The following is a 14112-nucleotide window of genomic DNA, read 5'->3' on the forward strand; positions in this document are numbered from 1 at the left end:
TTTTGTTAGGGAAAGCAACAATATTCCTACGTTCACCCAACAGGGTTCGCCCCTCTCTTTATTGAACACTTTACTAGATCCATATATATTTAGGGGGAACTTGGCATCCAGACCATCAGGCGCTCGCAAAAGTGAAGTCTGAAGCGGTGGCATAGCAGTCGGAGATCAGACACAGCCACGCATTAACTTGGAGGAGAGATCGTATGATGAAGGCGATCATCGTGGACGACGAATATTTTGTGCGCAAAGGGTTCAGGCATATCATTCCTTGGGAAGAGCTCGGGATCGAGATCATCGGCGAAGCGGCTAATGGCGAAATTGCCTTAGAGCTCATGAAACAATGCCATGTGGATTTGGTGCTCACGGATTTAACGATGCCGGTGATGAACGGGTTCGAGCTGATCAAGCAGGTTCGCGAACATTATCTCGGTACTTGGATTGCCGTCTTAACCTGTCATCAGGATTTTCATCATATTCAAGAGGCTGTGCGGCTTGGTGCAATCGACTATGTGGTCAAAACAGAGCTGGAGAACGATACCTTAAACAAATCCATAGCGCGTATCATCGAACGCATTCGATTGGAGGAGAAACGCAAGCTGGAGCTGCAAGAGCAGCACCAGGAGGAGGAAGAGCCGTGGGCGTTGTTCTTGACGCCTGTAATGAATGAGGTAAATTGGGAGCTGCCCTTGGAGTTAATGATGCCTAGCCGCAGGAGCCGGGCAATTACGATACAGAAGAAGGGGATTTACGTAAGGCGGGAAGACCTTCTGCAGAAATATACGAATATCGCAATGGTGTATGCCGCGATGGACTGGACGCAGTGGATTCCGGTCATGATCCGCGGCGTGCGGAATTTGCCCGAGAAGGTCATGGTGCAGCTGCTGACCCGGTATCGGGATGAGAAGCTGTTCTTCGATTTCCAGTCGCAGAAGACAGGCTACGAAATCGATTGGATCGAGCTGGAGACTAGGCCCGTCGCCACCGATGATGCCGTTATGCAGGTGCTGAAGCAGCAGTGGCGCTCCTATTACTGGGTGTACCATGACGGAGCTTTTCACGATTTGATGGACAAGGTGCGGGAACGCAAACCGGCGGTTTCCGTTTGGATCGAGCATCTGAGGAACACGGTCCTGCTCTGGCGGCATTTCGAATCGATCTCGGAGTCGACGGACTGGGCGGCTGCTTCCGAAGAGCTGCTGTTCTGGGAGCAATGGGCAGACTGGCTGGGGCTTGTCCGCTTACGGCTGCGCCATCATGAGCTATCCGAGGATGTATGCATCGGCATTCTGAGGGCGATGCAGATGATTTCAATCGATTTGCAAAGCAGCATGAACCAGACTGAGGTGGCGAAACGGATCAATTTGAACCGCAGCTATCTGAGCCGCTGCTTTAAGCAATATGTCGGCAAGCAGTTTCAAGATGTGCTGAACGACCTGCGCGTCGAGAAAGCTACCGAGCTGCTGGCTACGACGAATGAGCCCGTCTATCAAATTGCCGAGAAGACGGGCTTTCAGGACGAGAAATATTTTAGCAAATTTTATAAACAGCAGACCGGCAGGCTGCCCAAGCATGTACGCAAAGAATAAGTTTCGTACAGGGTGCAGACGAGTTTCGCACACGCTTCACGATGGACGTTCGCTACAATAGGATGATCAGCTCAATAGGAGAGTGAAACTATGCAGCAATCCACGATTCAGTGTCAGGCTCCGGCAGCGCAAATTGCAGCTTCCGAGCGTTATAAAGTACGTATCAACGGACAGTCGGTATTCGTTTACAGCAGTCAAGGTGCAGGTTATGCGATGCTGTCCGCTGAAGGCAAGGTCACGGTAGAAATCGAAGACAGCCAAGCGGCTGAGCAAGTTGTCGTTCGTCCGCTCCGCCATGCGATTCAGCCGGTTCAAGACGGCGGCGTGCTTCGTTTCGAGGCAGAGGCGCCGCTAAAACTGTCTGTAGAGTTCGATGATAACATCCGAGAGCCGCTGTTTATTTGGATCAACCCGCTTGAACGCGAGGCACGTCCGGACCCGGCCGATCCATTAGTGCGTTATTTCAAAGGCGGAGAAGTCCATCAAGCCGGGGAAATCGTATTGTCGGACGGAGAGACGGTCTATATAGAGGAAGGTGCCGTCGTTCATGGACGAATTAAGGCTGAGAACGCATCGAACATTGCGATTCGCGGCAGAGGGATCTTGGACGGTTCGTTATGGAGAGAGGCCGAAGAGGGAAGCAAACGGCATCTGATGATGCTTCTTGCAGGCTGCAAGCAAGTGGCCATTGAGGGGATTTCGATTATTGATGGTCCAACCTGGCATGTGGTGCCGGCAGGCAGCACGCAAGTAGCGATCACCAATATTAATATCCTGACGTACGCGGGAACCGGTGACGGAATTGATATCGTTGGCTGCGAGGATGTGACGGTGGATCATGTGTTTGTCCGCTCTAAGGACGATTGCATCGCCATTAAAGCGGTCGATTATTTCCATAAGGCAGGCCTGCATGATGTGAGAAATGTACGTGTTACGCGATCGGTCTTCTGGAACGCGGAATGGGGCAATGCGCTCGAAATCGGTTATGAGACGCGCTGCGCTTCCATCTCCGAGGTTGAATTTAGCGATTGCGACATCATTCGCTGTGAATTCGAAGGCTACGAGTCCGGAGGAACCTTTACGATTCATAACGGTGACCGTGCGGATGTGCATAACGTGCTGTACAAGAATATCCGTGTAGAGGATTCACGCGAGAAGCTCATTGATATTAAAGTGCAGTTCTCTCAATACTCGAAGGACGCTGAGCGCGGTCATGTCCGCGACATTCGTTTCGAGGATGTTGCGATTGTAGGCGGCTTGCTTCCGGTATCCATTATTCGCGGCTATGATGCCGGACATATGATTGAGCAGGTTACAATTCGTAACCTGACCTATCAAGGAGAACCGCTTCGCGGCGCGAATGAAGCGAAGATGGTCGTGGAGCTCAGCAAGAAGATTGAATTCGTTTCGTAACTCTTATCGTTGATTAGGACCGTCTACCTATGCGTAGCGGTCCTTTTTGATTGGAAGGTAGATTTGCGTACGATTTCCAGCGAAGGAGGAGACAGATTTCACTGTTCTACCTACTATTTTCCATATTGGGACCTTCCGCGCCAAAATTATAATTAGAATTGCGGTCCCAGCATGTCATTCGAAAAATGAAGGGAAATGGTGAACATGGTCAGCATTAAGAAGTGGGTCTCGATAATAGCAGCCGTAATGATGGTTTTCTCGTTGGCTAGCCAAGTCGTGCCCGTTCTCGCAAACGCTTCCAATGAGCAATTTGCCAGTGATTTTAGCAGTGCCGAAGGTTGGACACTGGATCCTACGCTTTCGATCGCCAATGGTAAGCTGCATTCGGAGTCATGGAGTGCCTATCTGCAATCGGCGATTACCGATCAGAGCTTTACTGGTACCTACTCGATGCAAGTCGACGTCGAGGCCCCTTTGTCGAGCGGACATTGGAATGCCACGCGGCTGCTCTGGGGGTATCAAGATGCAAGCAACTATTACGAATTGCTCCTGGGTAATGCAAGCGTAGCGAACAATGCGACCAACGTTTCTTTGAAGAAAATCGTGAACAATGCAGAAACCAGCTTAGCGCCGGATATTGTGTTTGGAATAGGCGGCAAAACAACCACGTTGCAAGTTGTCCAAGAGGATGACGGACATATCTCCGTGAGCGCTCTTCAAGCGAATACGGTCACCAAGCTGTATGACCGGATCGAAGATCACACGTATAATGCAGGCAAAATTGCAATCGGTGTCCGAAGCAGCCCGATTGATTTCGATAACTTCCGTGTCGTTGCGGGTGTAGAACAATTGACGGCGCCGGAGCAGCCGGAAGTTCCGGTCGTAGAGACGCCGACTATGGCAGAGGGCAACTTCGAAGTGCAAGGGAGTGAAATTAAGGATCCGACTGGAAACGAGTTTATCGCCAAAGGCGTTAACGTGAACGGACCGCGCTGGCCTTGGTCTCGCCCGACATTGCCAGACGTCAGTACGATTGTAGACACATGGAAATTCAATACGGTTCGAGTGAACATGTTCCCGCGCATGGAGCATTGGAACATTACCAATAACATGGACTTGGACGGCATCGTGAATGCGTTCACCTCGAGACATGTCGTAACGATGCTCGAAAATCATGATTTTACAGGCTCATATCCGGGTGAAACCGGTGTTACGGAATCAGATGGCAGTTATTCCATGTCGGTAGACGAGCTCAAAGCGTATTGGGTCGATCTGGCTACGAAGTACAAAGACAACCCCTACGTATGGTTCAACATCATGAACGAGCCGGGCCAAGCCGGTAAAGGGTATTCAACAAGCGAATCCATTGCGCGCTGGAAAGAAGTACATGAAGAAATTATTGCCGCGATTCGAGCGATCGGAGCGGAGAATATCATCGTACTGGATGGTCATTTCTACGGCCAAGAAGGTGGATTCAGAAACGGAACGGCTGACAGCGCGATATTGTCTACGGGCGAGCAGCTGGCAGCAACATACGATAATCTGGTGTTCTCGCTCCACATGTATGGCGAATGGTTTAATGGCCAGCAGCGGCTCGCGAACTATCTGGATGAAGCTGCAAGCAAAGGCCTGGCACTCATCATTGGGGAATATGGCGGAGGCGACAGCCAAACTACGAACGTAACGGCCGCGATGTTCAACGAAGCCGTTCAGCGTAATGTCGGTCGGCTTGTATGGGCATGGGAAGGCGAAGACCAATTCGATCTTACGGCCGGTACGACCAAAGGCGGCGGCTGGGAAGTCGATAAGCTGGACGGTTCGCGTCCGACAAATCTCAGCTGGTTAGGCGCACAGGTGTGGGATGACAATCATAATTCGTTGACGCTGCCGGTAACACTAAATCTACCTGTTATGGTTAATGGTAACTTCGAAGACGGCTTGACCGGCTGGCTGAACTGGTCGCGTGCCGAGCTTGCAGCAGGCGTTGGCATCGACAGCTCGAAAGCGTTCAAAGTGCCTGCCGGTGGAGCGGGTGGCGGCGGTCAATATGTTACGGTTAAGCCAAATACAACGTATACGCTGACGGTGTGGGGTAAAGTGAGCGGAGCAATTGAGGCGGATAGTGCGGATGCCGGCTTCCAGTACAAACCGACGGAGCAATCCCCGGATTCCGATCAAATCAAATTCATCTTGTCGTTTGATTCGACAGCTTGGACGAAGAAAGAAGTGACGTTCACGACGGGGCCAAGCGTTGCGGGAGCTAACGTATTCGTGTGGAAATCAGCCGCAGGCGTGGATCTGCTGGTCGACAACGTGTCTCTTGCCGAACAGCCGCCAATCATTGTGAATGGCGATTTCGAGAAGGATTTGGACGCTTGGATGAACTGGGGACGTCTTGAAGCAGCGGCAGGTGCAGGAGTTGGCGGCTCGAAGGCACTGAAAGTGACAGCCGGAGGCGCCGGAGGCGGCGGACAGTTCGTAACGGTGAAACCGAACACGAACTATAAGCTGACGATTTGGGGCAAGGTGAGCGGAGCAACCGAAGCGGATGGCGCCGCGGCAGGTTTCCAATACAAGCCGACGGATCAGTCACCGGATTCTGACCAAATCAAGCATGTGCTGTCGTTCGACTCGACCGAATGGACGAAGAAAGAGGTCGTGTTTAAGACGGGAGCAAGCGTAGCGGCTTCGAACGTGTTTATTTGGAAAAACACAGCGGGCGTCGATTTGCTGATCGACAACGTTCAATTGGTGGAAACAGCGGAAGACCCGGGAGATGTGACGCCTGAACCGCAAGGCTTGACGCTGGATGCCGCTGTATTCAAGAATGAGGCGGGCGCAGTAGTAACAAGCGTGCCTGCAGAAGGCATGCTGCTCGCCGAAGTGACGGCAACGAATCATGGTGCGGCTCAGCCCGTGACCCTCGTTGTGGCGCTGTATAACAAGAAGGGTGTCATGAAGGCGATGTCCTCCGTATCGAGAACGTTGAAGGACGGCGAGACAACTACGTTCACCAGCGGCTTCGATCTGCCGAAACGCGCAGAGAAGTTTACGGTCAAGGTGATGATTTGGAATAACCTTCAGGACAAGGTGCAATTGGCGGAACCAATCGTCATGCTGCCAGTGACGAAGGATGACAAGAAAGAAGAGAAGAAGCAAGAGAAAGAAGACAAGAAGCAAGAGAAGGAAGACAAGAAAGACGAGAAGAATGATAAGGACGAGAAGAAGGACGATAAAAAGGGAAAATAATAAGCGAAGTGTCCCGGATTCCGCATGAGGGAGCGAGGCTGTCCCGGGAGTGGCATTATGCCACTCCCGGGACAGCTATTTTGATTGGGGGAATGGTTGGGATTATGCTGCAAGGCGTGGAAGGTGGCTTTCTCTGCACCATGGCGTTCTGACGGGGCATAAGAAGGTTTACACCGTCAAAGCGGAAGACCATACGACGAAATTAACGCTCGAATTGCCAGCTGGCATATACACGGCTGAGTGGGTGGAGCCGAAGTCCGGTGAGGTTATAGGCAAACATAGGCTTCAATCTATCGGTGACAGCTTAACCGTTGAAGCTCCGCTGTATGTCGTCGACATCGCACTTCGGATCATGCGCATTCACCAGTCCGATTAGCACAAATGTAACGGTTGTCAGAGAGCTTATTTCGTGGGAAAATCGCGTATTAAACCGTTAACGGTTGTGACAGAGGCTATATGCATGAAAATGGTGGATTCCGACTGGAAAATGGCCAAATAAGCTCACTGGCAACCGTTAGAGCAGAAAAGTGGGCCAATTATGCAAAATAAGCGCTGTCACAACCGTTACGGTTTTGAACGTGGCGGTCGGGGATCCGCAGCCACTGCTGTGGGTGTGGATCTTTCGCATGCCCGCATAATTAAGCATATTAATCACAAAAACGTTAACATGGTTACATTACAACATAGATGCAGAACAGGCGGGAATCTAGCATAGGAGGTAAGGAATGGGACGGCATGTTCACCTTTGGAGATGAGCATTAAGCAGGCAATAACTGTACGCACATACAAAAAGGCGGCGCCGGGGAATCTCCCTAGCGCCGCCTTTTCGGTTAAAGAAGTGTCATCAAGGGTGGGCGGCAACCCAATCGACGATGGCGCGATATTTTGGCGCGCTTGCGTTGGACTGGCCCGTGAACGCTTTGGCTCCCCACGCGCCGCCGGAAGACCAAGAACCGGCATGTGCATAATGGTTATAGAGCACGAAATACGGAGCAAACTTATTCAGCATGTACGTGTATTCGGTGTAGATGTTCTGGTTGCCGCTCCATTGATCGGCATTGGTCAGCACATGCTGTCCGCCTTCGTAGCAGCCGAGCTTCACGTTATATTTCTGCGCGATGGCGACTGCAGTGAGTACGCGATCTGTAAAGGTAGCATCAATATCGGCGTGGAACTGACTTTGAATGCTGGCACTTGCACCGTCCAAGCCGCTGCCGACATAAGGGGCGATGGCGATCATATCGGCTTTCTGATTCGTTGGATTCCAAGTGGTACTATTCACGACATTCGCATATCCTTGATCAAAGATGTCATAGTTGCCGCTGAAGGAAGCAACGCGCACGACGCGTGCAGCCATTTCGGAGCCGTAAACAGTCGCGAATTGGTTCCAGATCTGAACCGATCTGTAGAGGCTGAATGCGCCGCCTTGGTACCATTGATTGGAACCGGGCAATCCCTGTGCTACGCCTTGATCGAGCGTATATTGGAATTGTGCGAAGCCGCCGTTCCATGTCTCATTGGAGTATTCGACGTACACCTTCAGCGACGGATTGAGCTTCGACTTGATCAACGTTGCAAGCTGGTTGGCATAGTTGTTATCTGCCATATGCGGCAGGGTGACCCACATATCCTTGTTGGTTCGGTTACTGAGATCGATCATCCATTCGTAGGCAAGGCCAGCTCTGATCGGATCCGTTGGCCCGATGTAGCCGATGTCGCTGTTGACGGAATCATTCGGCAAGCGGCGCTGCGACCACGTTTGAACCTTGGAGTTATTGGTGCCGCCCCAATCCATGAAACGAAGCGTCGAATAAGGTGCGAGCTCGCTTATAAACGTCGGGTTCCACACATCATCGCCGTTTGCGTAGGCAGTGGCCCAGTTTACGGTCGTTTTGAACGGCGTTTCTCCGCTCCACGTGCCCATGAACCAGAAGTTCGTTCCGATCTTCATCGTTCCCGTACCGCCGCCCGGAGGGTTTGTGCCGCCTCCGCCGGTGCCGGTCGTAATAATCAGCTCCGGTTTCGTGCTGCTCTCCCGTGACTGGTACACTTCCCAGCCGCCAATGTTGGAGCTGAAGCCGAAGGTCACCGAGGAGCTGGCTGCGCTCAGCTTGCTCTGCACGGCCGCTGTAACGTCGAGTTCCACGTATCCGTTGGCCGTAACCGACTTGGTAGCGATTTGCGTGCCTAATGTTGGCTTCGCACCGCCTTCACTCCAGCTCTCGGTCGAGGCACCGCTTACGATCAGCGTATGGTTAGTGGCATGGCTGTTATGGTAAATACGAACCTTCGCGCTTGAAATGGTAGAAGAGATGCCGCTAAGCGAGAACTTGGTGAAGAGGTTGTTCCACTGGCTGACATTCAAGGTCGCATTCGTACCGGCAGCGACATCGCTCTGCGTATCCGTGTCAGCGACAGGATTAAGCGTAGAAGTTGAGCTCGTCGTATTCGGCGTAATGACGAGCACCGGTTTGTTGCTGCTTTCCCGCGATTGATAGACTTCCCACGAGCCGATATTCGTGCTGAAGCCGAAGGTGACAGAGGAGCTTGCGGTGCTTAATTTGCTCTGCACGGCTGCAGTTACATCAAGCTCGACGTACCCGACAGCGGACACGGCTTTCGTATTAATTTGGGAGCCTAATGCTGGTTTGGCAGAGCCTTCGCTCCAGCTTTCGGTCGAGGCACCGTTTACGATCAGGTTATGATTCGTGGTGTGGGTGGAATGATAGATTCTGACTTTCGCGCTGGCGATGGAACTTGGCACGCCTGACAGGCTGAATTTGGTGAACAAGTTATTCCATTGACTGATGTTCAATGTCGCATTCGTGCCGGCAGCAACATCGCTTTGCGTGTCTGTATCCGCTACCGGGTTTAACGTAATATCTGTCGCGGCCATTACCGTGGATTCGTCACGATACGCTGTGAATGACCAAATCAGGGCAATTGCCAGTACAATCGAAAGCCATTTCCGCATTACATATGCCTCCTTGAATAGTGGTGTAAGACTGCTTGGTTTCCCATGGATTTAAGCGCTTTCAACCTCCTTCAGTAAGAGGTTACCAAAGTGGATTTTTATGGTAAAGGCAAAGTTGTGTACTGGTGAGGGGGGAATTGTGTGCAGCATCGAAGCAGCAGTCGGGCTAATACCAGGTACTAGAACAAGATGGTACTTATGGGAGTCGAAGGTCCGCAGTATGATTAAGCCATAACAAATAACCGTTCAGGTTATACAGGAGGGCTATAAGCCATGATGGAAACGACGACAACGAATCGCAAAAACTTTTACCGTCGCCGCAATACACCGACGTACACATTTATGGCATGGGCAGCATTCGTGCTGGCATGCGGCTTCGAATTTGTGGGTATTTATACGCTGGAGCAGCCGCTGTCGGTCCAAGGCTATTATGCGGTAACCGGCGTTCTGCTCATCATTACCTCCTTCCTGCTGCAGAAGGTTGCGCGGGACAATGACGAAGATAATTTTCTCAAAGAGTTTAATCCGAGCTACCGCAGAAGAAACACATCGGCCTTCACCTTCCTCTCCTGGGCCGGCTTCGTGCTCGCGATTCTTGCTGAATATATCGGTCTCTACACCTTGGAAGAGCCCTTCTATGTAAAAGGCTACTACGCCATCGGCGGTGCATTCCTCATCGTGGCTTGTCTCGTCTTGCAGAAAACAATCCGCGATAACGAAGAGGATCAGCTGCATCTTAAAGAGACAGCGGAAGATCATACAGCTAATTTGTAGGCAACAGTCTAAGAAGACTTCCTTCACGAAATGTGAGGGAAGTCTTTTTATTAATAGCCGCATAATTCCGCATAAATCGAGGTGTAGGTTGGTGTTAAATAGCGATTCGTGAATGGTGGTAGGAGATCGTGTAAGTGAGGTGCATGAATTCCTATTTAATACAATCGCTCAGTATGTATTTTCGCATTTGTTACAGTTTACGGGACATCGGCGGCATGGCAGGATGGAGTTTGAGAGGAGGGGGCGCTGAACTTCGGAAGAGGCGGTATGTGAAGCAGGATTGGGCTAAGCAGACAAACGAGATTAAATTCATGAAATGAGGGATTGTTGAGGATGAGAAGTAAGAATGGCAAGAAGAATGGAACGTTGAAGGTGCGGGTCATGACGATTCTTTCTGCGTTATCGCTTATGCTTCCGATTATTCCGGCTACGTCAGCTTTTGCGGCGACACTAAATGTAACCGCTTACGGGGCAAACGGAAGCGACACGGCTGATGACTTGGCGGCTATTCAGAATGCTGTCAATGCTGCAGCAAGCGGCGATACGGTGCTGCTTCCAGCCGGTACCTATTATCTGTCTGCGAACGTTAACGGTAAATCCGGCGTCAAGATTGCGGGTGCCGGACGTGATGTAACGACGGTGAGAATGACATCCGGCTCAGCGTCCACGATGTTCTTCTACCTTCATAACGTGACGAACGCGGAAGTGGCCGATATGACGCTGGACGGCAACAGCAGCACGGTGTTGTTGTCCGCCGTTACATCCGAGTCAGGCGACAGCAACAAAATGCGCAACCTGCGAGTCAAGGATTTGGCCGCATCGGCCGGCTTCGGCCCTTTCGCACTCTATGCGATCGGATCCACTAATCTTGTAGTCTCCAATAACATCGTGACCAATACGGGCGTAAATTCGGATTGGGGTGGGGGCGTTCGTGCGGGCTGGGGCTCGAGCCATGCGCTGATCGAGAATAATACGATCTCCAATACCGGTCGCGGAGGGATTTTCGTCAATGATGACAGCCCTTATGCGACGGTGCGCGGCAATACGATTACAGGAACGGGCAAGAAGATGGAAGGGCTCGGCATCGAGCTGCATACCAACGTGGACTATTCCATCATCGAGAACAACAATGTCGACCATTGGATCAGCGCCGTGCGTTCCAAATATATTGCGGTTCGCAATAACATCGTGAAAGCAAATGACGGCTCGGTGGGCAACATGGGCCTTGAGGTCATGGTTGATCATGGCGTGACATCCGGCAACCTCGTGGATGGTGGTCAGCAAGTAGGGATGCAGCAGTCGCCTGGAACAGGCTATCAGCTGTGGAACTACAACACCGTTCAGAACATCGTCATGTGGGGCATGCAGCTTCAAGGCGCAGGCACCGGATTCACGGAGCAATATCAGTACTTCTACAAAAATACGTGGAAAACCGGTCCAACCGGCAATCCTGCCGCGGCCTATCCGGGCTATGACGGCAACGCGGTTCGGATTCATGGCGATACGAAGAATATCGTATTCGACAGCAACCAAATCCTCAGTAACGGCCGCAAAGCCATTGAGATTACGACAGCCAGCGGAACAGATCGTATCAGCTTCATTAACAATACGATTACCGGCAATGGCGGTCCGTCCATTGACCAATATCCTTCCTCTGCAGCGGATCTGGAGTGGAGCAATAATACGGTAAGCGGCAATGGGACGAATACGCAGCTCACGAGCAGAGGCTTCAGCGATGCGAAGCCGGTGGCGAACTTCACGGCTCCGCTGACCGTACAGCTGGGACAGCCGATTACGTTTACGAATACATCCACGGACAATGGAACGATCGTTGAGAATCTGTGGGATTTGGGCGAAGGAATCCCGGTTACGACGGCAAGCCCGACTTATACGTATCAGAATGCCGGCACCTACAAAGTTATACTTGGCGTGTGGGATAACGGGGGAAGAGCAAGCGTGAAAGAACAGACGGTTACGGTCTTTACCGGACCGCCGGATACGACGGCTCCTACCGCTCCGGGCAGCTTGTCCGCACCTACGAAATCGAATGTAACGGTAGATCTATCGTGGACGGCATCCACGGATAATGTGGGTGTCATCGGCTACGACGTGTACAGAAGCAGTACATTGATCGGCTCTACAACGGGTGCAAGTGCAACGACGTTCAATGTTACGGGTTTAACGCCAAGCACCGCGTACAGCTTCACGGTCAAGGCGAAAGATGCTTCAGGCAACGTTTCCGCAGCAAGTAATACGCTGAATGTAACGACGGATGCCGGCGATACGCAAGCACCAACGGCGCCATCGAGCCTCGCTTCGCCAACGAAGAACGATACGAGTGTCAGCTTGTCGTGGTCGGCATCTTCGGACAATGTCGGCGTAACGGGTTACAACATTTATAACGGTTCGACATTGGCGGGTACGACTACCGGGGTGAGCGCGACTTCTTTCACGGTAACGGGCCTTGCATCAAACACTTCGTTTACGTTTACAGTCAAAGCGAAGGACGCATCGAACAATATCTCGGCGGCCAGCAACGCGCTAACGGTGACAACGGATCCTGCGGCAAACTGGGTGAATTGTGCCGGCGAGAACAATCCATGTAACTTCACAGGCACGAAGCAAGTTCGCTATGGGGTACCGGGCAGCTACGCATACGGAACGTTTACGAACACGGTCATGTGTTCCAACAACGGCTTCGGAACGGATCCGGCGGTGGGGCAATACAAGACATGTGACGTTAATCAAGCCGGCGGCACAGGCGGCGATACGCAAGCGCCAACGGCGCCGACAGGTTTGAGTTCGCCGTCGAAGACGTCGACAAGTGTTAGTTTGTCCTGGACGGCATCGACCGACAATGTAGGTGTCACAGGTTACAATATCTATAACGGAAGCACGTTAGCTGGTTCTACTACAGGTGCGACAACCTTTACCGTGAGCGGCCTCACTGCAAGTACGGCCTATACCTTCACGGTTAAGGCCAAAGATGCAGCAAACAACTTGTCGGCAGCGAGCAGCGGGCTGAATGTAACGACGAATGCGGCCTCGGATACGACGGCACCGTCGGCACCGACTGGTCTGAGTTCGCCATCCAAGACCTCGACAAGCGTTAGTTTGTCATGGACGGCATCGACCGACAATGTCGCCGTCACAGGCTACGACGTGTACAACGGAAGCACGCTGGCAGGCTCCACAACAGGTGCGACAACCTTCACCGTGAGCGGCCTCACTGCAAGTACGGCCTACACGTTTACCGTTAAGGCCAAAGATGCAGCAGGCAACGTATCGGCTGCGAGCAGCGGGCTGAATGTAACGACGAACGCATCTTCGGACACGACGGCACCAACGGCGCCGACTGGTTTGACTTCGCCATCCAAGACGGATACGAGCGTCAATCTGTCCTGGACGGCTTCGACGGACAACGTCGGCGTCACCGGCTATAACATCTATAACGGAGCTGCTCTTGCAGGTTCGACGACAGGTGCAACGACGTTCACGGTAACCGGCCTGACCGGCAGCACTGCGTACAGCTTCACGGTCAAAGCGAAGGATGCGGCGAATAATTTATCCGCTGCCAGCTCCACGCTGAACGTGACGACGAACGCGCCGTCATCAGGAACGAACGGCTTGCTGGGCCAATATTATTCCGGCGAGTTTGGTACGCTGGCGCTGAGCAGAACGGATGCCACCATCGACTTCGATTGGGGCGGCGGACGGCCGACAGACGATGTGCCGGGTGAATGGTTCACCGCGAGATGGACCGGTAAAGTTCAACCGCAATACTCGGAGACCTATACCTTCTACACCCACACGGATGATGGCGTGCGTCTGTGGGTGAACGGCGTACAAATCATTAACAACTGGGTCGCCATGAACGGGGAACTCAGCGCAACCGTTACGCTGACCGCCGGTGTGAAATACGACATCAAGATGGAGTATATCGAGAACGGCGGCAATGCGCATGCTCAGCTCTCTTGGTCGAGTGCTTCGCAAGCGAAGCAAATCATTCCTACGGGCCGCTTGTTTACAAGCTAGCCGGCACTGGAACTGCAGTTTTGCTAGTGAAAAAGGGCGTTCCTTCAGCTTTTGTTGAGGGAACGTCTATTTTTGTGCAGA

At 52.2% G+C, this 14112-nt stretch carries 6 protein-coding genes and 2 pseudogenes; 7 read left to right on the forward strand and 1 reads right to left on the reverse strand.

What is annotated here, in order from left to right:
- Window positions 1–203 precede the first annotated feature (203 nt).
- From AC0YN4_RS19635 to AC0YN4_RS19650, 4 genes are all read left to right on the forward strand, one after another.
- Window positions 204–1586 carry a response regulator transcription factor gene (locus tag AC0YN4_RS19635; protein ID WP_475783472.1) on the forward strand — a complete coding sequence of 461 codons (1383 nt, stop codon included), beginning with the start codon at window positions 204–206 and terminating at the stop codon, window positions 1584–1586.
- 90 nt (window positions 1587–1676) lie between these two features.
- Window positions 1677–2999: a glycosyl hydrolase family 28 protein gene (locus AC0YN4_RS19640; RefSeq protein ID WP_475836557.1), complete on the forward strand. Its 1323-nt coding sequence runs from the start codon at window positions 1677–1679 to the stop codon at window positions 2997–2999.
- 204 nt (window positions 3000–3203) lie between these two features.
- A complete protein-coding gene (locus tag AC0YN4_RS19645; protein ID WP_475836558.1) occupies window positions 3204–6248 on the forward strand; it encodes a cellulase family glycosylhydrolase in 3045 nt (1014 codons plus the stop codon).
- A 49-nt stretch (window positions 6249–6297) separates the two neighbouring features.
- Window positions 6298–6624, forward strand: coding sequence for a hypothetical protein (locus AC0YN4_RS19650; protein ID WP_475836559.1), 327 nt, complete (start codon window positions 6298–6300; stop codon window positions 6622–6624).
- A 468-nt stretch (window positions 6625–7092) separates the two neighbouring features.
- Here AC0YN4_RS19650 and AC0YN4_RS19655 read toward each other — a convergent pair whose 3' ends face one another.
- Window positions 7093–9222 carry a CBM96 family carbohydrate-binding protein gene (locus AC0YN4_RS19655; RefSeq protein ID WP_475836560.1) on the reverse strand — a complete coding sequence of 710 codons (2130 nt, stop codon included), beginning with the start codon at window positions 9220–9222 and terminating at the stop codon, window positions 7093–7095.
- A 342-nt stretch (window positions 9223–9564) separates the two neighbouring features.
- On the opposite strand from AC0YN4_RS19655, the pseudogene AC0YN4_RS19660 reads away from it, so the two are divergent.
- The 3 genes and pseudogenes from AC0YN4_RS19660 to AC0YN4_RS19670 all read left to right on the forward strand — a co-directional run.
- Window positions 9565–9702, forward strand: a pseudogene (locus AC0YN4_RS19660) (YiaA/YiaB family inner membrane protein); the annotation flags it as partial.
- A gap of 54 nt (window positions 9703–9756) precedes the next feature.
- Window positions 9757–9996: pseudogene (locus tag AC0YN4_RS19665) on the forward strand (YiaA/YiaB family inner membrane protein); the annotation flags it as partial.
- A 333-nt stretch (window positions 9997–10329) separates the two neighbouring features.
- Window positions 10330–14031, forward strand: coding sequence for a fibronectin type III domain-containing protein (locus AC0YN4_RS19670; protein ID WP_475836561.1), 3702 nt, complete (start codon window positions 10330–10332; stop codon window positions 14029–14031).
- The last annotated feature ends 81 nt before the right edge of the window (window positions 14032–14112 follow it).

The sequence above is a fragment of the Paenibacillus sp. J22R3 genome (assembly GCF_056269305.1).